The organism is Microbacterium sp. 05T445, assembly GCF_056395865.1.
Window position 1 is genome coordinate 353,859 of record NZ_JBFTKJ010000002.1, and the last position, 22,848, is coordinate 376,706.

At 71.5% G+C, this 22,848-nt stretch carries 19 protein-coding genes; 10 read left to right on the forward strand and 9 right to left on the reverse strand.

Annotated elements, in window-relative coordinates; all coding sequences use genetic code 11:
• Positions 1-16 precede the first annotated feature (16 nt).
• On the forward strand, positions 17-532 hold the full coding sequence (locus tag AC1DDU_RS11170; RefSeq protein WP_477434055.1) for a hypothetical protein: 516 nt from the start codon (positions 17-19) through the stop codon (positions 530-532).
• A gap of 154 nt (positions 533-686) precedes the next feature.
• Here AC1DDU_RS11170 and AC1DDU_RS11175 read toward each other — a convergent pair whose 3' ends face one another.
• The 3 genes from AC1DDU_RS11175 to AC1DDU_RS11185 all read right to left on the reverse strand — a co-directional run bounded on the left by AC1DDU_RS11175 (position 687) and on the right by AC1DDU_RS11185 (position 4,366).
• Positions 687-1,856, reverse strand: coding sequence for a Cmx/CmrA family chloramphenicol efflux MFS transporter (locus AC1DDU_RS11175; RefSeq protein WP_477434057.1), 1,170 nt, complete (start codon positions 1,854-1,856; stop codon positions 687-689).
• Positions 1,857-2,108: 252 nt separating this feature from the next.
• On the reverse strand, positions 2,109-2,774 hold the full coding sequence (locus tag AC1DDU_RS11180) for a hypothetical protein (protein WP_477434059.1): 666 nt from the start codon (positions 2,772-2,774) through the stop codon (positions 2,109-2,111).
• An 8-nt stretch (positions 2,775-2,782) separates the two neighbouring features.
• Positions 2,783-4,366, reverse strand: coding sequence for a PspC domain-containing protein (locus AC1DDU_RS11185; RefSeq protein ID WP_477434061.1), 1,584 nt, complete (start codon positions 4,364-4,366; stop codon positions 2,783-2,785).
• Between the two features lie 114 nt (positions 4,367-4,480).
• Here AC1DDU_RS11185 and AC1DDU_RS11190 point away from each other — a divergent pair, with 114 nt between their 5' ends.
• A complete protein-coding gene (locus AC1DDU_RS11190; protein ID WP_477434063.1) occupies positions 4,481-5,830 on the forward strand; it encodes an ATP-binding protein in 1,350 nt (449 codons plus the stop codon).
• Positions 5,823-6,503: a LuxR C-terminal-related transcriptional regulator gene (locus AC1DDU_RS11195; protein WP_477434065.1), complete on the forward strand. Its 681-nt coding sequence runs from the start codon at positions 5,823-5,825 to the stop codon at positions 6,501-6,503. Before AC1DDU_RS11190 ends, AC1DDU_RS11195 begins: the two co-directional genes overlap by 8 nt.
• A 3-nt stretch (positions 6,504-6,506) precedes the next feature.
• Here AC1DDU_RS11195 and AC1DDU_RS11200 read toward each other — a convergent pair whose 3' ends face one another.
• The gene (locus AC1DDU_RS11200) at positions 6,507-7,214 is read right to left on the reverse strand and encodes a DUF1684 domain-containing protein (RefSeq protein WP_477434067.1); all 708 of its coding nucleotides are present in this window, start codon (positions 7,212-7,214) and stop codon (positions 6,507-6,509) included.
• Positions 7,215-7,303: 89 nt separating this feature from the next.
• Here AC1DDU_RS11200 and AC1DDU_RS11205 point away from each other — a divergent pair, with 89 nt between their 5' ends.
• The 5 genes from AC1DDU_RS11205 to AC1DDU_RS11225 are packed head-to-tail and all read left to right on the forward strand — an operon-like array spanning position 7,304 to position 14,444.
• Entirely contained in the window at positions 7,304-9,949 is a 2,646-nt protein-coding gene (locus AC1DDU_RS11205) for an ABC transporter substrate-binding protein (protein ID WP_477434069.1), read from the forward strand.
• Entirely contained in the window at positions 9,946-10,941 is a 996-nt protein-coding gene (locus AC1DDU_RS11210) for an ABC transporter permease (protein WP_477434071.1), read from the forward strand. The genes AC1DDU_RS11205 and AC1DDU_RS11210 overlap by 4 nt, the downstream gene beginning before the upstream one ends.
• A complete protein-coding gene (locus AC1DDU_RS11215; RefSeq protein WP_477434073.1) occupies positions 10,938-11,801 on the forward strand; it encodes an ABC transporter permease in 864 nt (287 codons plus the stop codon). Before AC1DDU_RS11210 ends, AC1DDU_RS11215 begins: the two co-directional genes overlap by 4 nt.
• Positions 11,798-13,375, forward strand: a complete 1,578-nt coding sequence (locus tag AC1DDU_RS11220; protein ID WP_477434075.1) for a dipeptide ABC transporter ATP-binding protein — start codon at positions 11,798-11,800, stop codon at positions 13,373-13,375. Before AC1DDU_RS11215 ends, AC1DDU_RS11220 begins: the two co-directional genes overlap by 4 nt.
• Before the next feature lies 1 nt (position 13,376).
• The gene (locus AC1DDU_RS11225; protein WP_477434077.1) at positions 13,377-14,444 is read left to right on the forward strand and encodes a peptidase C39 family protein; all 1,068 of its coding nucleotides are present in this window, start codon (positions 13,377-13,379) and stop codon (positions 14,442-14,444) included.
• A gap of 77 nt (positions 14,445-14,521) precedes the next feature.
• On the opposite strand, the gene AC1DDU_RS11230 is transcribed toward AC1DDU_RS11225, so the two are convergent.
• Complete coding sequence (locus AC1DDU_RS11230) at positions 14,522-14,914, reverse strand: YccF domain-containing protein (protein WP_477434079.1); 393 nt, start codon at positions 14,912-14,914, stop codon at positions 14,522-14,524.
• Between the two features lie 82 nt (positions 14,915-14,996).
• On the opposite strand from AC1DDU_RS11230, the gene AC1DDU_RS11235 reads away from it, so the two are divergent.
• Both AC1DDU_RS11235 and AC1DDU_RS11240 read left to right on the forward strand, forming a co-directional pair.
• Positions 14,997-15,878, forward strand: coding sequence for a CHAD domain-containing protein (locus AC1DDU_RS11235; protein WP_477434081.1), 882 nt, complete (start codon positions 14,997-14,999; stop codon positions 15,876-15,878).
• Positions 15,879-15,948: 70 nt separating this feature from the next.
• Positions 15,949-18,438 (forward strand): ATP-dependent helicase, encoded by a 2,490-nt coding sequence (locus AC1DDU_RS11240; protein WP_477434083.1) that lies wholly within the window; start codon positions 15,949-15,951, stop codon positions 18,436-18,438.
• 106 nt (positions 18,439-18,544) lie between these two features.
• Here AC1DDU_RS11240 and AC1DDU_RS11245 read toward each other — a convergent pair whose 3' ends face one another.
• The 4 genes from AC1DDU_RS11245 to AC1DDU_RS11260 form a co-directional block, all read right to left on the reverse strand.
• On the reverse strand, positions 18,545-20,473 hold the full coding sequence (locus AC1DDU_RS11245; RefSeq protein ID WP_477434085.1) for a glycoside hydrolase family 5 protein: 1,929 nt from the start codon (positions 20,471-20,473) through the stop codon (positions 18,545-18,547).
• 222 nt (positions 20,474-20,695) lie between these two features.
• A complete protein-coding gene (locus AC1DDU_RS11250) occupies positions 20,696-21,163 on the reverse strand; it encodes a peptidase inhibitor family I36 protein (RefSeq protein ID WP_477434087.1) in 468 nt (155 codons plus the stop codon).
• The gene (locus AC1DDU_RS11255; protein ID WP_477434089.1) at positions 21,160-22,182 is read right to left on the reverse strand and encodes a hypothetical protein; all 1,023 of its coding nucleotides are present in this window, start codon (positions 22,180-22,182) and stop codon (positions 21,160-21,162) included. Before AC1DDU_RS11255 ends, AC1DDU_RS11250 begins: the two co-directional genes overlap by 4 nt.
• Positions 22,169-22,690: an RNA polymerase sigma factor gene (locus AC1DDU_RS11260; RefSeq protein ID WP_477434091.1), complete on the reverse strand. Its 522-nt coding sequence runs from the start codon at positions 22,688-22,690 to the stop codon at positions 22,169-22,171. Before AC1DDU_RS11260 ends, AC1DDU_RS11255 begins: the two co-directional genes overlap by 14 nt.
• Positions 22,691-22,848 lie beyond the last annotated feature (158 nt).

Below are 22,848 nucleotides of genomic sequence, written 5' to 3' on the forward strand. Positions count from 1 at the left end.
CGAAGAGGTGTTCGTCATGCGCTCGCGCAGTACTGCAGTCCTGTCCATCGTCGCCGCTTCCGGCCTTCTCCTCGCCGGTTGCGCCTCGTCCGCTTCCACCGACCCGGGCTCGACGCCCTCGGCCACCGCTCCCGCGGTGACCTTCGTCGAGTCGTCGCTCACGGAGCCCGCGGCCGTCGGTGAGCGCGTCGGAGCAGACGGCAACATGCTCGAGGTGTGGAGCGGCATCGTCCCCGACGACACCATGGGCGCCGCTTCCGAGGGCATGCTCTGGGTGACCACCAACGTGGCCCAGTGGGTCACTGAGGAGGGCCTCACGGGCGCCGACGTCGCCCCCGTGCTGCGCTCGACGACCGACGAGTCCTTCGCCGGCACCGCCGTCGCGCAGCAGAACGTCGACGTCGAGATGAAGCCCGGCAAGTCGTACAGCTACGTGTGGAGCTTCGAGGTTCCCGAGGCGCTCGTGAGCGCCGAGAACCTCGTCCTCTGCGTCGGCGAGGGCGACGAGGGCTGCAGCAGCCTCAGCAAGTGACCCGACGGCGCCGCGAGAGCCGCGCCTGACACAGCCGTTCGCGCCGTGCTCCCGCAAGGGGGCACGGCGCGAATGTCGTTTCAGGGACCGCTAGACCGAAGTCGTCCCGCCAGGCGTCGTGGCATGCGTCAAGTGAGAACGGCGGTCGCGTGTGTCACCCGTGCACCGCCACCGGCGCCGTCGTGAGCTGACGTCTCGACAGCAGCATGACCACCAGAGCCAGGGCAGTGAGCCCCGCCGCGACCCAGACGGGGGCGAGCGTGCCGGCTCCGGTCGCGAGTCCGAGTGCGCCGAGAACCGGTCCCACTGCGGCACCGAGATTGAGCGCCGCCGTCGCGTACGAACCACCCATCGTCGGCGCGCCGGTGGCGGCGTAGAGCACCTGCGCGATCACGGTGCTGCCCACACCGAACGAAAGCACTCCCAGGACGAGGACGAGGATGACCAGGAGCGCGGGATACGACGCGAGCAGGGCGAGTGCGATCCATCCCGCGAGCAGGAGCGGGCCCCCGACGCCGAGCACCAGCCCCGGCCTGCTGTCCGACAGCCTCCCCGCGGCTGTGACACCGAGGAACGATCCGACGCCGAACATGACGAGCACCACGGCGATCCAGGCCTCTCCCAGCCCTGCCGTATCGGTCACGATCGGCGCCAAGAAGGTGAAGGCCGCGAAGGTGCCACCGTTGACCGATGCGCCGAGCGCCATCGTGAGAAGCAGGCGGGGTGAGCGCAGCTGATCGAGCTCGGTGCGAAGCCGGGGCGCCCCGGCCGTGCTCTCCACGCGATTCCGGATCCCTCGCAGGATCCCGATCGCGGCAGGTATGCACAGCAGGGCGATCGCCCAGAAGGTGGCACGCCACCCGGCCGCCGTGCCGAGCAGTGCCCCCGCGGTAACCCCCGCGACCGTGGCGATCGTCGTGCCGGACAGCAGGACGGCAAGGGCTCGCCCTTTCCGGGTTTCGGCGACCAGGGTCGTCGCCGTCGACAGCGCGACCGCGAGGAAGCCGGCGTTGGCGAGAGCGCTGACCACACGGGCGGAGAGCAGGATGGCGAAGACGGATGTGACAGCGGCCGCCATGTGACAGGCGGCGAAGACGAGCAGGCAGACGAGCAGCGCCGTCCGCGGGGGCCAGCGACGAGCGAGGGCGGCCATGAGTGGCGCGCCGACGACCATTCCGATGGCGAATGCGGAGGTCAGCAGGCCCGCGGCACCGACGGTGACGTCGAGACCAGCAGCGATGGCGGGTAGCAGACCCGCCAGCATGAATTCCGAGGTGCCCATGACGAGAACCGCCAGGGCAAGCATGTAGAGGGCGAAAGGCATCGAGTACTCCGAGGTGAGTTGCAGAAGGTGGTTCTTCTGGTCACCACGGCCAGCGACCCGGAGTATGCCGAGCACGCTCGCGCAGATCGCGAGCGGATGTGCTCAGAGGTGTGCGGGGCTGGCGGCGCGACCGACAGCCCCTGACCTGTCCGACTCAGGACTCGACATGCCTCGAATGCTACAGGCGGTCAGGGCTCATCGAGCCGGGGGCCGCCTCGTGGCCGCGCGCGGAGGAACGACGCGGCTGGGCGATCACAGCTGGTGAGCGGATGCCGCACGGCGACGTTCGCCCACGCGCTGGGCGCGCCGGGCGAGGCCGACGAGGCCCGCGACGAGCGCGAACCCGCCCAGGATGAGCACGGCGTACGCGACCGCCGCCGCGGGGCTGAGGCCCAGCATCCACTCCACCAGCGCGGTCTGGCGGCTCGCGTCGGTGAGGATCCACACGCCCGTCGCGGCGATCCCGGCGAGCACGAGCCCCCACAGGATGCCCGCCCAGCGCACGCGGGGTCCGGTCGGCGGTGCGGCCGCCGCTGCGCGCTCGGGAGCTGGAGCGGTGAGCGCAGGCTCGACGCCGGTGTACGCGGGCGGGAGCGCGGCGGGAACCGGCGGAGCCAGCGGCGCGGACGGTGCCGGGTCGGCGAACGGTGCGGTCCCGGATGCCGGGAGCCCCGGGGTCGCGGTGGCCTCAGGCAGCGGCGGCTCGAGGTCGGCGAGCACCGCCGTCTCCGCGTCGGCAGGTGCGGGTTCGAGGTGGGAGAGCACGACCGTCTCATCAGCATCGGCAGGTGCCGGTGGCTCGAGGTCGGCGAGCACCGCCGTCTCGTCGGCGTCGGTGAGCGACGGCATGCTGGCGTCGGGGTTCGTTGGCAGTGCGTCGGCGCCGGATGCGGCATCCGGATTCTCGAAGGTGCTCATGTCGGTGCTCATTTCTCGTAGATCGTGATCTGGACCGAGCCGGCGGTCTGGTCGAGGGCGATGTGCTGGGTCGTGGTGACCCCCGTGTCGTCCTTGCTGCTGGCCACGAACCGCCAGACTCCATCGCCGTCCGGCTTCAGGGAGCCGGATTTCAGAACTTGCCCGGTGGGTCCGTTGACGCGGTCGTAATGGACACTGCCGTCGCCGAGTTCGGCCTCGAGTTCGAGCGACGTCCCGGGAAAGACCTCGATGGTGGTCGTACCGAAGCCCTTGCGCACGACGACCCCGCCGGCTTCGACGTCCTCGCTTTCGGAGGACGACGCCACGGTGATGAGCATGTCGCCGAACGGCTGCACCACGCGTTGCTCGTAGCTCGCGGTGCCGAGATTGACGCTCCCGATAGTGACGGCCTGGGGACCGGATGCCGCCGCCACGGAGCCGCCGATCACCAGGAGCACGATCGTGACCGCGGTGAGGAAGCCGCTGCGGCGGCGGAACGCGCCGGCGACGACCATCGCCAGGGCGGTGACCAGCGCCGCGGTGAACACGCCGATCGCGCCGGCGTAGGGGGCGGTCTCCGACCCCGGACTGGCAGCGGTGAGCACGGCGAGCGCGCCCGCGACGATGGCCGCACCGAGCGCGGTCAGGACGAACGCGAAGCTCGTGCGGGGGCGGGTCACGCGGCGCACGCGCCGGCGCTCCTCGGCCTCGAGGGCGAACGCGGCTCCGGTGGCCTGACGTTCGCGGCGGGCCTGCTCGCGGGCGGCGCGGTCGGCGTCCTGCTGGCTGCGACGCCACGCGTGATCGTGCGCGCGCCAGGTCTCCTGCCGGGCGCGCCAGTCGGCGACCTGCGCGTCGTCGGGCGTGGCGGCTGCGTCGGCGAAGGAGGCATCCGTTCCCGTCGCGGATCCGACCGGCGCCCGACCGGCCGGATCCACGGCCGCCGCGGAATACGCGGCGAGGGGAGGGGTCGCGTCGTCACCCGAATCGGACGCGCCCGGAGAGGCGGGCTGCGCGGAAGCCATCGGCGCACCCGCCCGTGCGAGCCGGTCGGCGTGGGCCGACCGGACGATGAGGTAGATCAGGCCGCCGAGAAGGGCGAGCCCGAGAAGGATGCCGAACACGTCGAGCATCGAGACGCCCGAGCCGCAGTCCCGCGCCCACGGCGCGAACCCGGTGAGGGCCCACACCGGCCACAGCAGCACGTTGCGCAGCCACGGCACGACGGGCACGAAGCCGACGATCGCCATGATGAACACGCCGGTCATCGCGGCGTCGTAACGGCCGTGGAACAGCTCCCGCAGGTGGATGCGGCCGTCGGTGTCGGGCAGCAGCGCCCACGCGATCGCATAGACCAGCAGCGCCGGGAAGCCGAACAGAGCCACCACGACGAAGATGCCGCGGACGATGAGCGGGTCGATCCGCAGCCGCGCCGCGACACCGCCGCAGACGCCGCCGAGCCACGCATCGGCGCGCACGATGCCGAGCCCTCGCACCCACGAGAAGAACCGCTCCGAGCCCGTCGGCAGCCCCGGAGGAGCGGTCGGCGGCGGGCCCGGGTCGGTGGGGAGAGCGGAGGCGGTGTCGGTCATGGTTCCACCCTGGCGGCCGGCGCGAGAGCCTCGCTATGGGGTGATCCCCTGACCCGACCCTGATCCCGGGCACCCGGACGGGGTCAGGGGCGCAAGGAGTGATTGGATGCCGGTATGCCCTCTTCCGCGAACGCCGACGCGACTGCGGCCGCGCTTGGTCTCGCTGACGCTCGCTCTGCGATCGGGGCAGAGGGGGCGGCATCCGCTCGTCCGCCGCTGCGTCGTCCCCGCGACTGCGCGGTTTCTGGTGTCTCGGCAGGACTCGCCCGCCATCTCGGCTGGCCGCTGTGGGTGGTGCGCGCGGCGTTCGTGGCGCTGACGCTGGTGTGGGGCGCGGGCGCACTGCTCTACGCATGGCTGTGGGTGTTCGTGCCGTGGGACGACGCCGGCGACGGCACACGCAGCGCGGGTGCGGCATCCGGTTCCGAGACGCCGACGCGGCGTGCGCCGGTCGCCTGGATCCTCACCGGCGCGTCGATCGCTGCGGTCCTGTTGACCATGGCCGGCATCGCGTTGTTCGGGGCGAACGGCGTCGGCTGGACGTCGCTGCCCGCCTGGGTGGGGGGCGTGTTCCTCGCGACGGCGCTCGCGGTGGCCGCGGGCGCCTGGGCGACCCTCGTCGACCGGCACGACCCGGCACGCGGTCCGCGACACGAGAACTTCGTCCGGATCGTGGCGACGGTGGCGCTCGTCGTCCTGCTCGTGGCGCAGCTGTCGGCGCTGCGGCAGACGGGGATCGCCGGGTTCGTGATCGCGCTCGTGCCGATCGCCGGCATCGTGCTGGTGTACTCGTCGATCCTGGTCGACCGGTGGCGCGAGCTATCGGGGGAGCGGATCCGCCGCATCCGCGAGGAGCAGCGCGCCGAGATGGCCGCGCACCTGCACGACTCCGTGCTGCAGACGCTGGCGCTGATCCAGAACCGCGCGGGCGCCTCCAGCGAGGTCGCGCGACTGGCTCGCGCACAGGAGCGCGAGCTGCGGGCATGGCTCTACGACGGCGACGCCCCGGCCGACAGCGATCTGCCGACCGACCTGCGCGACTACGCCGCCGCGCTCGAACTCGACTACCCGGTGCGCATCGACGTCGTCTCGGCGGGGCTTCCCGCCGAGCGGGCCAGCGGCGAGGTGGCTGCGGCATCCCGCGAGGCGATGCTCAACGCCGCGCGGCACGCCGGTGGCGACGTGTCGGTGTACATCGAGGGCAACGCGAACGCGGTCGACGTGTACGTCCGCGACCGAGGCCCCGGCTTCGACGTCGACGGCATCCCGGCCGACCGGCTCGGCGTCCGTCAATCCATCCTCGGCCGCATGCGTCGGGCCGGCGGCTCGGCGACCGTGCGTCGCGGGGCGAGCGGGGGCACCGAGGTGCACCTGCGGTTCGCCGCCTCTCCCGCGAGCGCCCCGCCCGCCGGCCGGGGCGACGCCGCCGCGCCAGAAGACACCCCGGAGGCCCCTGGTGAGTGAGACCCCCGTGCGCGTCGTGATCGTCGACGACCACTCGATCTTCCGCTCCGGCCTGCGCGCCGACCTCGACGCATCGGTCGAGGTCGTCGGCGAGGCCGCCGACGCGGCATCGGCCGTGGCGGTCATCGAGGCGACGAACCCCGACGTCGTGCTGCTGGACGTCCACCTTCCCGCCGGCCCCGGCACCGCGGCAGGCCCTGACGCCGCAGGCGGGGAGGCCGTCATCCGCGCCGCCGGCCCAGCCGTGCCGACGACGCGCTTCCTCGCGCTGAGCGTGTCGGATGCCGCGGAGGACGTCGTGCGGGTCATCCGCGCCGGCGCCCGCGGATACATCACGAAGGGGTCGTCGGGGGCAGAAGTCAGCCGCGCCGTGCACGCGGTCGCCGGAGGGGACGCGGTGTTCTCGCCGCGCCTGGCCGGCTTCGTGCTCGACGCCTTCGGCGCCGCCGTCGGCGAGACCGCCGCGACCAGCGACGAGCTGGACCGGCTGTCGTCGCGCGAGCAGGAGGTGATGCGCCTCATCGCCCGCGGCTACGCCTACAAGGAGGTCGCCGCCGAGCTGTTCATCTCGATGAAGACCGTCGAATCGCACGTGTCGGCGGTGCTGCGCAAGCTCCAGCTGTCGTCGCGGTACGAGCTCACCGCCTGGGCGTCGGCGCGACGCCTGCTCTGAGCGTCAGCGCACCAGCAGCTCGCCGCCGGCGACGGGCACCTGCCAGCGGTTGCCGGGCGGCGGGAACACGCACACGTAGTGGTCCGAGAACGCGCAGGGCGGCAGGTAGGCGCGGTTGAGGTCGACCTCGACGTGGCCGTCGTCGTCGGGCGCCGGCAGGCGCAGGAAGCGGAACCGGTAGCTCTCGGTGCCGCTGGTGGCATCGGCGAACGCGGCGAAGAGCGAGCCGTCGTCGTCGCTCTCGACGGTCAGTGCGAGCGGGATGCCGTCGAGCTCGAAGAAGACGACGCCGTCGTACACGGTGTCGGAGCGGTGGCCGTCGACGGCCTGGGTCGCCGCCTCGCGGGGCTTCGGCGCGAACACCCCGGTCACCCGCCGCGACGGGTCGTAGGGGGCGCGGACGATGGCGGAGATCCCGCGGCGGGAGGCGGCATCCGGATCCCATACCCGCAGCGCGACCGCACCGTCGCGGGCCATGCCGCGCAGCGTCAGGTCGCCGATGCGGGCCTCTTCGGCAGGGGCGAGCCGCAGGTCGGCAGGGGTGTCGCGGCCGACCGCCGCGGCGCCGTCGGTGCGCCACCAGCCGGGCACGCCGTCGAACTGCCGCTCGACGGCGTCGAGCCAGTGGGTGGCCGCGAGCGCTGCGATGCCGTGCGGCGCCCAGACGGCGGCATCCCGGTCGGCGATCCATCGCTTGTGGGCTGCATTCATGGGGTCACGTCCTCGTGATTGTGACGGCGTGCGTCGAACAGATACATATTGTTACACCATCGAAACATGAGTGTGAATAGCATCCACCTATGGACAGCAACGAGGCGCCGGAGATCGACGCACTGACGCGAGCACTCGATGTGCACTCGCTGCGCATCCTGGTCGCGATCGACCAGGAGGGGTCGATCAGCGCGGCCGCCCGCTCGCTGGGCTACACGCAGCCGACCATCACGCAGCACGTCCAGCGGCTCGAGGCCCGGCTGGGTGCGGCGCTCGTCGCCCGCACCGCCCGTGCGGCGACCCTCACGCCCGTGGGTGCCCTGCTGGCGCAGCACGCCCCCCGCATCGACGCGAGCCTGACGGCGGCGGCCACCGAGCTCGCCCGCGTGCTCGGCCGCCGCACCGGCGTGGTCCGCTTCGCCGCCGCCGTCGAGAGCGTCGCGCACGTGATCGCCCCGACTGTCGCCCGCCTCGCGGCCGAGATCCCCGGCATCGAGCTCACCGTGCACGAGACCGCCGACGCCGCCGAGGCGCTGGACCTCGTGCGCGGCGGCCGCGCCGACATCGCGGTCACCACCGACATCGCCGAGGCCGGCGGCCGGCGCAGCGCACCGCGCCGCAACGGCGCGCGCTCGACCTTCCTCTTCGCCGAGGAGGTCATCGCGCTCACCGCGGCCGACGTCGACGCCCCCGGTGGCCGCATCGACGCCCGCGCGCTGTCGGCGCTGCCCTGGATCCGCGGGCGGGGCACCTGCAGCGACGTCGTCGCCGAGGCGATCGGCCGCATCGAGCGCTCCGACGACATCGTGGTGAGCCGGCCCGACGCCGCGATCGCGCTCGCCTCCCACGGCGTGGGCACCGCGTTCGTCGCCGAGTCCGACCTCACCGGTGTGACGCTCCCGGTGGGGCTGCGAGCGCTCGGCATCTCGCCGTCGTTCACCCGCCGCACGTCGGCGACGACACTCGTCGAGGCCGCGTCCATCCCCGCCGTCGCCGCCGCCGTCCGCACGCTCGCCACCCATCGTCCGACGCCCGTCGAGGTCGAGGCCATCCTCGACGCCCGCCGACGCAGCGACGGCCACCGCGCCCGATTCCGCACCGCAGCACCCACACCCGAGGAGAGCCCGACCATGCCGTTCCCGTCCACAGCCCGCATGGCGAAAGCCGCGACCGTCGCCGCCGCCGGCGCGCTGCTGCTGGCCGCCTGTTCCAGCCCCGCACCCGAGAGCACCGCCGGCCCCGATACCGGCGCCGAGATCGACCACATCACGGTGGCCCTGCCCGGATCGCTGTCGAGCCTGTACGTCGGCCAGGAGGCCGGCATCCTGAACTACTACATCGCCTCGATCGCGCAGGAGGGGCTCGTCTCCATCGACGCCCAGGGCAAGATCCAGCCGGGACTGGCGGAGTCGTGGGAGCAGACCGACGACGTCACCTACGTCTACGAGCTGCGCGACGACGCCGAGTTCCAGGACGGCACGCCGGTCACCGCCGACGACGTCGTCTTCAGCCTCGAGCAGGCGCGCGACGAGACCAGCTCGCCCGGCCTGGCTTACTACCTCACGAACGTCGACACGATCGAGAAGACCGGCGACGCCGAGGTGACCATCACGCTGACCGAGCCGGACGCCGCGTTCGCGGCGAACATGAGCACCGGCGGCGCCGCGTTCATCACGTCGAAGGCGTTCTGGGAGGAGCACGACGGCAAGGTCGGCACCGCCGACGCGCTGCTGCTCGGCTCGGGCCCCTACCGGGTGACCGAGTTCGCACCCGACTCGCACGTGACCTTCGAGCGCGTCGACACGTGGTGGGGCGATCTGCCGAAGGTCAAGGAGATCACCGTCAACTTCGTGCCCGACGAGTCCACGCGCCTGCTCGCGGCGCAGTCGGGCGACGTCGACGTCGCCTTCAACGTCCCGCTCGCGCAGGCGCAGCAGTGGGAGAACCTCGACACGATGCGCGTGGACTACGTCAACGACCTGTCGTACGTCGGGCTGTACTTCAACACCAGCATCGCGCCGTTCGACGACCCGAAGGTGCGTGAGGCGTTCGCGCACGCGGTCGACCGCGACGCGTACGTCGAGAAGCTGCTGCGCGGCCACGGCGAGGCGGCCACGGCGATCATGACGCCCGAGTCGCTCGGCAAGGCGTACAGCGCCGACGAGGCGCGCGACGTGCTCGCCGACATCCCGCAGTGGGACTACGACCTGGATGCCGCCAAGAAGGCGCTCGCCGCATCGTCGGTGCCCGACGGCTTCGAGGCGGAGCTGCTGACCCCGAACACCGGCCCGCAGCTGGGCACCGCGGCGCAGGCGCTGGCGCAGAACCTCGCCGAGGTCGGCATCACCCTCACCGTGCGCGAGGTGCCGATCGAGGAGTGGCTGGCGAGCCTGGATGCCTCCTCCGACCACGGCGTGGGCCTGATGTGGTACTTCTCGACGCTGGGCGACCCGGCCGAGGTGCCGAGCTACCTCCTCGGCGCCGGCAACCCGGCCGCCTACGACAACCCCGCGATCGTCGACCTGCTCGCCCAGGCGGGTGCCGAGTCCGACCCGGCGGCGCGCATCGATCTGCTCGTGCAGGCCGAGACGCTGCAGGCCGAGGACGCGGTCAACGTGCCGCTGTGGTGGGGGCAGTCCGCCACCGCCTTCGCCGACGACCTGGGCATGAACGACTACAGCTCGTTCGCGTTCATCTCGTCGTGGCCGACCCAGCTGTACCGGGCGGGGCAGTGACCCAGCCTCTTCCCGTCCGAGCGCGCGCATCGCGGTACCGGTCCGTCGGCCGGCTGCTCGCGGTGCGCGTGCTCGGCGTGCTCGCCGTGCTGCTGGTGCTGTCGGTGGTCATCTTCTCGCTGATGCACCTGGCACCCGGAGACATCGTCAAGAACCTCCTCGGCAACCGGCCGGCCTCGCCCGAGGCCGTGGCGGCGATCCGGGAGCAGTACAACCTCGACGATCCGGTGTGGCTGCAGTACCTGAAGTGGCTCGGCGCGTTCCTCGTCGGCGATCTCGGCCAGTCGATCCGGCTGCAGGTGCCGGTCGCCGACGCGATCGCCCAGAGGGTCGGCATCACGATGCTGCTGTGCGGTCTCGCGTTCGTCGTCGCGCTCGCCGTCGCGGTGCCGCTCGGGGTGCAGAGCGCCGTGCGTGCCGGCGGCTGGACCGACCGCACCGCGAGCAGCCTCGCGGTGGTGGGGCTGAGTGCCCCGACCTTCGCGGTCGGGCTACTCCTGCTATACGTCTTCGCCTATTACGTCCGCTTGTTCCCGGTGTACGGCGCGGGCTCGGGCGGGCTCGACACGCTCTGGCACCTCGTACTCCCCGCCGTCACGCTCGCACTCGGGCTGGGCGCGATCATCGTGAAGCTGACGCGCACGGCGATGCTGCGCGAGCTCGAGACGGACTATGTCACCAGCGCCAGGGCGCGCGGCATCCCGGAGTCGCAGGTGCGCCGCATCGCCCTGCGCAACGCGGCCATCCCGATCGTGACGGGGGCGAGCCTGGTACTGACCTTCCTCGTCGGCGGCACGGTGCTCGCCGAGACGACCTACGCCCTTCCCGGCCTCGGGACGCTCCTGCAGGACTCGGTGCTGTTCAAGGACATCGCCGTCGTGCAGTCCCTGACCCTGCTGGTCGCCGTGGTCATCGCCGTCATCGCGCTGCTCGCCGACCTCGCCTACCTGATGCTCGACCCCCGCATCCGTCGCAGGGAGATGACTGCATGACCGCCGCGATCGACCTGCTCAGCGCCCCGGGGCGCACCCGCCGCCGGCGCCGCCTGCCGGTGACCATCGCGCTCGCGTTCGCGGTGCTCGCGGCGGCCGTGCTCGCCGTCGTCTTCGGCGGTGTGCTCTACCCCGACGCGATGCGCCAGGACATCCTGTCGGGCCTGCTCCCCGCGGGCACCCCCGGCCACCTCCTCGGCACCGACGAGCTCGGGCGCGACGTGTGGGCGATGACGGTCGCGGGAGCGGCATCCGCTCTCATCGGCCCGGTGTGCGTGGCGATCGGCTCGATGCTCCTCGGCATCGTGCTCGGCACGCTCGCCGGCTACGAGCGCGGCTGGCTCGACGTCGTCATCAGCCGGTGGACGGACCTGCTGCTGGCGCTGCCGGTGCTGCTCGCGGCGATCGTCGTGTCGGGCGTCTTCGGCGGCGGCTACTGGGTCACCGTCGTGCTGCTCATCCTGCTGTTCTCGCCGTCCGACATCCGCATCGTGCGGGCGGGGGTGCTCGAGCAGTCCAGCCGGCCGTACATCGAGGCGGCACGGATGCTGTCGCTCTCGCGCTGGCGCGTCATGTTCCGGCACATCCTCCCCAACGTCTCGACCCTCGTGATCACCAACGTCATGCTCAACATCGCCTTCGCGCTCGTCGCCTTCTCGTCGCTGTCGTTCCTCGGCGTCGGCGTCCCCCCGGGGACCGCCGACTGGGGGCGCCAGCTCACCGACAACCGGGCGATCATGTTCGACAACCCGTCCGCCGTGATCGTTCCGGCGCTGCTGATCATCGTCGTCGCCTCGGCCGTCAACCTCGTCGGCGACTGGATGGGCCAGCGCCTCTCGCAGGTGGGGACGGCGCTGTGAGCGGCGTCGTCATCGAGGGCCTCACGGTCATCGGGCACGACGGCCCGATGGTCCTGCCGCTGGACGCGCGCATCGAGCCCGGGCGCACGCTCGCCGTGATCGGGGAGTCGGGCTCCGGCAAGACGCTCACCGCGAAGTCGCTGGTGGGGCTCCTGCCCCGCGGATTCCGGGCGAAGGGCTCGGTGCGCGTGGGCGACCGCGCGCTCCCGCTCGACGCCGGCCAGCCCTCGTGGCGTGCGGTGCGGGGCGGCACTGTCACGCTGCTGCTGCAGGATCCGTTCACGAGCCTGTCTCCGGTGCACCGCTGCGGCGAGCAGATCGGGTGGACCCTGGATGCCGCCGCCGGCGGCCGGCTGTCGCGCGCAGACCGCGACCGAGCCATCGCCGAGCGGCTCGCCGAAGTGAAGCTGCCCGAGCGCGTCGCGCGTGCGTACCCGCACGAGCTGTCGGGAGGCATGCGCCAGCGCGTCGCCATCGCGGCGGCGCTCGCCGCCGACCCGCAGCTGATCATCGCCGACGAGCCGACGACGGCGCTGGACGCCTCGAACCAGGCCGAGATCCTGGACCTGCTGCGTTCGGTGCAGGAGGCGCGGAGTCTGTGCGTCATCCTCATCTCGCACGACCTCGGGCTGGTGCGCGGCCGCACCGACGACGTCCTCGTGATGCGCCATGGCGAGGTCGTGGAGCGCGGCGCCACGTCGACGGTGCTCGCCGATCCGCAGCATCCGTACACCCGTGCGCTGATCGAAGCAGATCCGACGCTCGCGGTCGCGCCGCCGCCGGCGGTCGACCCGGAGGCGCCGCAGGACCGCGACGCGCTCCTGCGGGCGACCGGCATCGTCAAGCACTTCGGCGACCGCCTCGTGCTCGACGGCGTCGACCTCGACATCGTGCCCGGACGCATCACCGGTGTCGTGGGGGAGTCCGGGTCGGGCAAGTCCACACTCGCCAGGTGCATCGCCGGACTCGAGTCCGAGGACGGCGGCGAGGTCGTCTTCGACGGCACGGTGCTGGCCCCCGGGCGCGCATCGCGCACCCCGGACCAGATGCAGATCGTGTTCCAGGACCCGTACTCGTCGCTGAACCCGATGATGACGGTGGGCGCGATCCTGCGTGAGGCGCTCGGCGTCGCAAAGCGGTCCGCCGACGAGGTGCCCGAGCTGCTGCAGACGGTGGGGCTTCCCGCCGAGTTCGCCCGCAAGCGCCCGGCAGAGCTGTCCGGCGGTCAGCGTCAGCGCGTCGCGATCGCCCGCGCGCTCGCACCCCGGCCGCGCGTGCTGATCTGCGACGAGTCGGTGTCGGCGCTGGACGTCTCGGTGCAGGCGCAGATCCTCGCGCTGCTCATGAAGCTGCGCGACGAGCTCGGCCTCGCGATGCTGTTCATCTCGCACGACCTCGCCGTCGTGCGCATGCTCGCCGACACGGTGACCGTGCTCTGGAACGGCCGCGTGGTCGAGTCGGGCACGTGCGAGCAGGTGCTCACCGCACCCCGCCATGAGTACACGGCCCTGCTGGTGGCCGCCGCGCACCGCGAGAACACCGCGACCGCCCGACACAACCTGGAAGAGGACTGACATGCCCACTGCGCTCAGCGTCGACGATGCAACACCGGTCGACATCGCCGACGAGCTCGAGGCCGGCGGGGTCGCCGGCTCGCGGCTCGAGGGCTGGCGTATGCCGCGCGATGCATATCGCCCCGCCGCGCACGTCGCGCGCGACGCCGACGGGGCGCCGGCGGCGGCGGTGCTCACCAGCGCCCGCCCCGCCACCGCGGCGACGAAGATCGTCGATCTGTGGTGGCGCGACGAGGCGGCAGCCGAGGGCCTGATCGACCACGTCCTCGAACAGGCGCGCGCCCGTGGCGACGTCGCCGTCAAGTGGCAGGCTCCCGGCGGCGCAGAGCTCCCGGCGGTCGCGGCCGAGCGCGGGTTCGCCCCGATGCGCCGGCCGTGGGCGGCGGTGGGCACGGAGCACGTCGACGGTTACGTCCTGTGGCTCGCCCCGAGCGTGCACGCCGAGCCCGGCTACTACGCGCAGACGACGCTGTTCACGTGCGGCGCCGTCGCGGCGCTCATCGCCTCGGAGGGCGCGACGGCCGGCGGGTTCGCCGGAGACGACGGCGACCGCGACGTCGAGGTCGGCCTGTGGCGTCGCGCGAGCAACTACCCCGCGTGCGAGCCCGTGGGCCTTGCCGTCGCGCTCCACGACCACCTCGCCCACGCCCCCGTCGAGGTCGCGCTCGACCTGGACGGCCCGGCGCTCGTCGAGGAGTACACGGGCTTCGACCGGTCGTTCCGCGAGGTGCTGCAGCAGGATTCGCTGCGCCAGGCGGAGGAGCGCGGCATCCCGGTCCGTCGCGACCGGGTCGACGTGGCCGAGATCGCCGCACGCGTCGGCGCGGGCGAGCGGGCGCTGCTGCTCATCGACGAGGCGCCGATGCACGGTGAGGCGGGTCCGCACTGGATCGTCGCCCACGCGGTCGTCGGCGATGCCGTGATCGTCGAGGACCCGTGGATCAACGTCGACGCCGGGGAGACGTGGGTCGATACCCACGAGCTGCCGGTCCTGCCCGAGGGGCTCGATCAGCTCGTGCGCTGGAGCGCCGACGGCTACCGGGGTGTGATCTTCACCCGCGTCGGCTGACGGCGCGATGACGGATGCCGCGACCCGACGGTCGGGCCCACGCGGCCGGAGGGGTCGTGGGGACCGTCATCGTCGTCTCACGCGGCGACGCGCACCTGGTCGGTCGGGACGATGTCCTTGCCGAGCGGCATGAGCGAGATCGGCACCAGCTTGAAGCTCGCGATGCCCAGCGGGATGCCGATGATCGTGATGCACAGCGCGACGCCGGTGACGATGTGGCCGATCGCCAGCCACCAGCCGGCGAGGATCACCCAGATGACGTTGCCGAGGAACGATCCCACGCCCGAGGTGGGCTTGTCGACGATGGTGCGCCCGAACGGCCACAGCGCGTACATGCCGATGCGGAACGAGGCGATACCCCACGGGATCGTGAAGATCAGGATGCACAGCAGCACGCCCGCCAGAAGGTAGCCGAGGAACATCCAGAAGCCCGACAGCACGAGCCAGATGATGTTGAGGAGGGTGCGCATGCCTCCATCATCCCAACGCGCGGCTGTGAGCCCGCCCGGCCCGGGGATCGCGCGCCGGAGGCGGCATGCCTAGGCTCGGGACGTGCGCAGGTCGCGGAAGACCCCCACGCTCGGCGAGGTGCTCGCAGCGGTCGTGAGGCAGGTCGTGGACGAGGTCGAGGCGACCCTGCCCGCCGCGCTCGCCGACGAGCCGGACGGCGTGCATCAGCACCGGGTGCGGGTGCGACGGCTGCGCAGCGTGCTCGGCGGCTTCCGCGATGCGCTCGACCGCCGAGGAGCCGACCGCGTCAGGGTCGCGTACGCCGAATGGGGGCGTGAGCTCGGTGTCGTGCGCGACATCGAGGTGCGCGCCGCCGTCGCCGAAGAGACCCTCGCCGTCGCCGGCGTCGACGATCCCGCCGTCGTGCGCCGGCTGGTGGCCGGCGAGCGCGAGGCCTACGCCGTCGCGCACCAGCGGCTCGTCGAGCTCGCGCGCATCCCGCGGGCGGTGGAGCGGGTGCGCATGCTCCGCGAGTTCGGGGATGCCGCGATCGTCGTCGAGCCCGAACGCCCTGCCGCGGACGTGCTGGGCGCCGTGCTGTCGGCACAGGCACGGCGCGTCGAGAACGCCCAGTCGCGGCTCGACGGCGGTGAGGAGCGGTATCACGACCTGCGCAAGGCCGCCCGCCGCATGAGGTACGTGGCGGAGGCCGTCGCCGAAGCGGCGCCGGGACTGTTCGTGAAGCAGGTCGCGGCGCTCGCGGCCGCCGGGGACGATCTGCACGACGCACTGGGCGCGCACCGCGACGCCCTGCTCCTCGCGCAGCAGGTGCGCCGCGAGGGCGCGCTCGCCGGGCGCGCCGGCGAGGCGTCCGACGCCTACGACATGATCGGTGCTCGGGCGCGCGACGAGGCGGCGAAGCAGCTCGACGTGCTGCCGCCGGCGATGCGACGGCTGCGCGCGGCGGCATCCCGCCTCCCGTGAGGGGCGGGGCGGTTCCCCTGGCCGGTGGCGTCAGGTGGGTGTCGGCGTGCGCGCCTAGACTTGGAGGGTTATGACCGATGCCTCCGCGGCCGCGCCGGGCGCGGCATCCGTTCGTCCGATCGTCCTCGACGGAACCGCTGCGCCGTTCGCCGGCGCGCGCCCCGACGACGACCTGCTCGAGGGGCTCAACCCGCAGCAGCGCGAGGCCGTCACGTACCGCGGTCAGGCGCTGCTCATCGTCGCGGGCGCCGGCTCCGGCAAGACGAGCGTGCTGACCCGGCGTATCGCGTCGCTGCTGCGCAATCGCGAGGCGTGGCCGAGCCAGATCCTCGCGATCACGTTCACGAACAAGGCCGCCGGCGAGATGCGCGAGCGCGTCGAGCACCTCGTGGGCGATTCCGCGCGCGGCATGTGGATCTCGACGTTCCACTCCGCCTGCGTGCGGATCCTGCGCCGCGAGGCCGAGCAGTTCGGGTTCACGAAGTCGTTCACGATCTACGACTCCGGCGACTCGCGCGCGCTCATCAAGCGCCTGGTCAAGGAGCACGAGGCCGACGCGTTCGGGCTCACCCCCGCGGCGACGCAGTCGAAGATCTCGCGCCTGAAGAACGAGCTGGCGGATGCCGAGTCCTACGCGCGCACCGCCAACATGAGCGACCCCGCCGAACGCGTGTTCGTCGAGCTGTTCGGGGCGTACCAGCGCGAGCTGCAGAAGGCGAACGCGTTCGACTTCGACGACCTCATCGCGCAGACGGTGTTCCTGTTCCGGGCGTTCCCGCAGGTGGCCGACGTGTACCGCCGCCGGTTCCGGCACGTGCTCGTCGACGAGTACCAGGACACCAACCACGCGCAGTACGCGCTCATCCACGAGCTGACGAGGCCGCCGGGATCGGATGCCGCGCCGCTGGCGGGTTCGGGCGGCATGATGATCTTCGAGCCCCCTTCGTCGGGCTCAGGGACCGGTGAAGAGGAGGGCGCGTCGCTCACCGTCGTGGGCGACTCGGACCAGTCGATCTACGCGTTCCGCGGCGCCGACATCCGCAACATCAGCGAGTTCGAGAAGGACTTCCCGGGCGCCAAGGTGGTGCTGCTCGAACAAAACTACCGCTCGACGCAGAACATCCTCTCGGCGGCCAACGCCGTCATCGGCCACAACTTCGACCGCAAGGACAAGCGGCTGTGGACCGACGTCGGCGAGGGCGAGAAGATCATCGGCTTCACCGGCTACTCGCAGCACGACGAGGCGCAGTTCGTCGCCGACGAGATCGAGGCGCTGCGCCGCGGCGGCGTCGACTACTCGCAGATGGCCGTCTTCTACCGCACCAACTCGCAGTCGCGTGCGCTGGAGGAGATCTTCATCCGCTCGGCCCTGCCGTACAAGATCATGGGCGGCACCAAGTTCTACGAGCGCGCCGAGATCAAGGACGCCCTGGCCTACCTCGTCGCCGTCGCGAACCCCGCCGACGAGATGGCGATGCGCCGCATCATCAACAGGCCGCGGCGCGGCATCGGCGACGTCACGATCGAGACCATCTCCCGCTACGCCGAGGACCAGCAGATCACCTTCCGCGACGCCCTCGCGAACTCGTCGGCTCTCGGTGTGGGCCCCAAGATCCAGGCCGCGATCGCGCACCTGGACGCGGTGCTGGCCGAGGCGTCCGAGCTCATGCTGCCGGCGTCGGGCGAGCTCGCCCCGCCGACCGCGGTCGCCGAAGGGCTCTCGCTGCTGCTGAACAAGAGCGGCTACTACGACGCGCTGCGGGCCAGCAAGGACCCGCAGGACGAGGCCCGCATCGAGAACCTCGATGAGATGGTGGCGGTCGCCCGAGAGTTCGCGCGCAACAACCCCGACGGCACGCTCCTCGACTTCCTCACCGAGGTCGCGCTGGTGTCGGATGCCGACGACCTCGAAGACGCGTCGGGCTCGGTGTCGCTCATGACGCTGCACACCGCCAAGGGCCTCGAGTACGACGCGGTGTTCCTCACCGGCGTCGAGGAGGACCTCATCCCGCACCGCATCTCGGCGGGCGAGCCGGGCGGCCCGCAGGAGGAGCGCCGGCTGTTCTACGTCGGGATCACGCGCGCCCGCCAGCGCCTGTACCTGTCGCTCGCGATGACCCGCGCCCAGTTCGGCGAGGTGTCGGTCGCGATGCCGAGCCGCTTCCTGCAGGAGATCCCCGTCGAGCTGCTGCACTGGCGCCAGTCGCCGGGCGACGTGAACTCCCGCGGCGGCACGCAGTCCCGCGCGCTCAACGCGCGGCGGGGCTCGGGGTCCGGCTACGGCGGCTCGGGCAAGCGTTACGGCGACGACCTGGTTCCGCTCGCACGCCGCGAGCCCAGCGGGTCGATCGACCGGTTCGCGAACAAGATCCCCTCGAAGGTGCGCGACAACGGCGACCTCGAACTCGTGCCCGGCGACCGCATCCGCCACGACGACTTCGGCGAGGGACGCGTGGACGCCGTCACCGGCGAGGGCGCCAAGCGCGTGGCCCACGTGCGCTTCGACAGCGCCGGGCCCAAGAAGCTGCTGATCAAGATCGCGCCGATCGAGAAGCTCTGACGCCGGGCGGCGGCATCCGCTTCCAGCGCTGACGCGCGAGCGAGCGGTCGCCGCTCGACGAAGGGCCGGGCCGCCCACGGCGACCCGGCCCCTCGTCAAGGACCGCTCAGGAGAGCGGCTTGCACAGCAGCGCGTCAGGCACGCCGCCGTGGTTCCAGCGATAGGTGAACGCCACGCCGGCGATGTACTCGTTGTCCTTGCACTGGCCCTTGTAGTTGCCCGGGGCCCAGTCGCTCGCGGTCGAGCCGCCGCCGGACGGACGGTTGTCGCCGTTGTCGAACCAGATCACGCGGCCCTGGCTCGCGGGCAGCGGCGTCGTGCTCGTCGCGCACAGCAGGTTCCACATCGCCGCCTTGGTGCCGCCGCCCGTGCCCAGGCTGTAGCCGACCGCGACCTCACCGGGGTTGCACTGCAGCTTGCCGTAGCCCGAGGCCCAATCGGTGGTGATGTTGCCCTCGCCGCTCTGCACGCGCGGGTTCGAGGTGGTGATGCCGCCGATGTCGGTGCACAGCCCGCGGTTCGTGCTCCGCGCGATGCCCTGCAGGCGCTGGCTGTCGGGGCACGAGCCCTTCCACTGGCCCGGTGACCAGTCGGGCCGCTGCAGCATCGTCATCGAGGACTGGCTGTCGACGAAGCTGCCGCTGCCGATCATGTTCCAGCGCGGCACGGAGGCCACCTGACCGGTCTTGCCGGTCGCGTTGACGAGCTTCGTCCACTGCGGGAAGCGCCAGTCGTCGGCGATGCTGAGCTTCGTGCCGTCGGGCTTGTACGCCAGGAGCGAGTAGCCGTCGGCGAAGTTGCCGGCAGCATCGGCTCGCGTCACGAGGGGCCACGCGGCGAAGTCGCTGTCGTTCGCGATGAGGATGTCGGTGAAGTTCGTCCACCATGCCTTGTCGAGGGCGCCGGTGTCGGCGGCGTGGCCGATGCCGAACTCACTGAACCACACGGGCGCGGTGTAGTGCTGTCCGGCCGTGTTGACGTACGCGGCGGCCCGGTTCACCTCGGCCACGAGCTCGCTCTGGCTGAGGTCGCGGTAGCGGGGGTCGTGCGTCTCGCCGAGTCCCGTCGCTCCCGTGTGCTTGGGTCCGGTGTAGGAGTAGATGTGGGCCGCGTAGACGAGCTTGTTCGTGTACGGGAGGGCGTTGGAGAGGTTCGCGACGGGCTTCAGGGTCGGCCGGTCGTGGAAGATGCCGTCGAGCGGGACGCCCTGCCAGTTGATGCCCTCCATGATGACGAGCACGGCGGGGTTGGCCTGCTGGATGGCGATTCCGGCCTTCTGGTACGCCTGGTAGAGGTCGTTGCCGTCGCCCATGCCCCAGTTCGGGTCGTTCCAGATGTCGCGGCGCACCTCGTTGCGCAGGTCCATGCCGACCACGCGCGGGTTGTTCTCGTAGCGCTCGGTCAGCATGACCCAATCGCTGATCCACTTCTCGGTGGTCTGGCTGCTGTACCACTTGGAATTGCCGTCGTCGGCGCCGCAGCACCAGCGGGAGGTGGTGGTGTGGTTGTTGAGGATCACCGCGAACCCATCGGCGGTGAGCGCCTCGACGACCGCATCGAACACCTGCAGCGGGGTCTTGCCGCGCAGCTGCGGGTTCGCCGCCACCGCGACGTCTGGCACCGGGGCGGTCATCCCGAGCATCTCGTTCGAATACGACAGGCGGATGCTGTTGAGCCCGAGTTCGTGGAAGTCGCTCATCAGGGTCGCCATCGGCGCGCGGTCGAGCCCCATCGGGATGTCGTAGCTGATGCCGCTGTTGTGGTTGGCCGGATCGTTCTTGTCGCCACTGCCGGTCCAGTGGCCCTGGGCGCCGTCCCAGTTGCCGGACTTCAGCTTGAACCGGTCGCCGTCGGCGTCGACGATGTAGCGGCCGACGGTGCTGAGCGGTGCCGTCCACGAGTCGGCCAGCTGCTGTCCGGTGAGTGCCGTGATCGAGTCGTCAGCGGTGGTCGTGGCGTAAGCGGGACTGGCGATCCCGGCCACGAGGGCTGCGGTCGCGAGTCCGACCGCGAGCCGTGGGGCACGACGTTGCATTCTGTGAACCTCTCTGTTCTGCCGGACGGCTTGCGCCGCGATTCGTCTGGGGACGGCGGGGGCCCGGCTGCCGGAGACGCCAGGCTATGGGCGCCCGTGAAGAAATGTCAACGTAAACATTTGGACGAATGAGAACGCAAACATGAACGGGTGGCCAGCGCGGGGGAGACTCGTCGAACTTCTACAAAACGCTGCGGGCGCTGACCCCGGACGCCGCGTTCGTCAGGAGCAGTTGAGCTTGTCGATGCCGGCGGGAACGGACGTGCGGCCTGTGCCCGGCGCGAGGGTCGCGATGAGGGCCGAGCCGTCGTAGGCGCGGACTGTCCCGGAGGTGCGGGCGTTCGCGATCGACCGGACGGTGCCGAGTGCGGCGACGGAGTTGCCGGTCGTGCACCCGATGAAGGTGAGCCTGTTGCCGCTGTAGCCGAAACCGGAATAGGCGCAGAAGGCACCTGTCGCGCAGCTGCCGACGGCGCGAAGCGCGACACCGTCCGAGGCCAGGGTGAGCACGACGGCACCGTCTTCCCACGACACCTCGTTGGATGCGGTCTGGGTGCCGCCGAACTCGGCGATGACGGCATCCACGCGCTCCTGCAGCGGGTCCGACGCGGCCGATGCCGGGGCGGCACCGACGGTGAGCGCGCCGACGAGGAGGGAAAGCCCGATCAGGGCGCGGGACGTGCGCGTCATGGCTTCCTGCTTTCGAACGCCTGGTATGAGACGACGGACGGGGAGGGGATGTCCGTGCGGTCGTGGCCGACCCACACGGTCTCCATCGCGACGATGTGACCGTCGGGGGACACCAGGACCCGGTCGACCAGATCGACGTCGCTCGGCGGCGTCTCGAAGACGTACGCGTCGCGACCGAGCCTGTCGGTCGTCGTGCCGGCGTAGTCGAGATCGAGTCCTGCCAGCACGTCGAGCACCGCAGCCTCCTCCTTCGGGCGGAGCACGCGTTCCATGAGCAGGCCGTCGACGAGTGACAGCCACTCGTTGGGCGACGACTCGTCGGCGAACCCGATGTCGAGCATCAGTTGCCGCAGCTCGTCGGGATCCTCGGGGATCGGATCGGGGAAGAGGTAGTAGTGCTCGCCGGCGGCCTCGTCGATGCGCCACAGCTCGGTGCCCGGCGCGGGCGCAGCCGGATCGTCGACGGGCTTTCCCTGCGTGTCGTACGGCGAACCTGCGACGACGACCTGCGACCAGGCGCCGTCCGGGTATCGCGTGAGCGTCATGTTCTCCGGTGCCACGTAGGGCGGGGGCACGTCCTCGCCCTCGGCGCCGACGGTCGTCACGAGTCCCCAGGACTGCATGTTGATCACCTGCGGCTGGCCGGGCGGTGCCGGGTCGGGCTCGTCCGATGCGCGCAGCCCTTCGGCCAGGTCCGTGAGGAGCCGTGCGGCGTCGCCCGGTTCCGGCTGGTCGGCCGGGGTGATCTGCAGCATCGGCGGAGTCGCGGCGTACGACGGCGTCGGCGTGGACACCAGCGAAACCGTGATCGCCACGACGGCGACGATCGCGGCGGCGACCGAGGCGAAGGCGATGGCGCGTCGCGGCACGCGGGGGCGTGGCCGGGTGGCCCGGGAGGTCGCTGCTGCGGCGTCGAGGATCGCACGCCCGCGGGCGATGTCGATCGCGTCGTCGGTGAGGTGCTGGGCCGGGTCGAGGCGGCGAAGCTCCGCGGCGAGGTGTTCGTCAGTCCACTTCAAGGGAGATCACACCTCCTCCGTGCGGCGCGTGGCCATTGCGGGTGAGGATGCCGCGCAAGCGCTCTCTGGCGCGGCTGCTGCGCTTCCACACCGTCGACGGGGAGAGGCCGAGGGCCGTCGCGACGTCTGCGGACGACAGGCCGTCGACGTGCAGCATCACGAGCAGCTCGCGGTCGTGGGCGTTGAGCTCGCCGAGCGCACCGACCAGTGGTGACTGTTCGGTCTCCGTCTCGGCGGTGATCGTCGTGGACAGGGCGTGCAGCAGTCGCTGCTCGCGCTCGCGACGGCGGTACGTGTCGCCGATCAGGTTGCGCGCCGTGCCGTACAGCCACCCCGCGTTGATCTCAGTGCGATGCTGCTGCCGGAGCGCCCGCACGTAGCACTCCGCGGCGAGGTCCTCGGACAGCTGGCGATCGCCGATCCGCCGGAACACGAAACGCACCAACGACGGGTAGTGCGTTTCGAACAGCGACTCGAGCGTCGCCGTCGGGTCGGGGGGATCGGTCACTCGAGGTCCTTCAGGCGTGAGCGCTCAGCGTAAGCACACTGAGGGTGCGGTTTGAGACGTGGAATCTCCAATGCCTGGACTTTTCCGTGGTGGTGTTACGGAATCGTGATCCTGGGTGGTCAGGATCACGCGTGCTCGCACAATGAGCGGTGCAGACG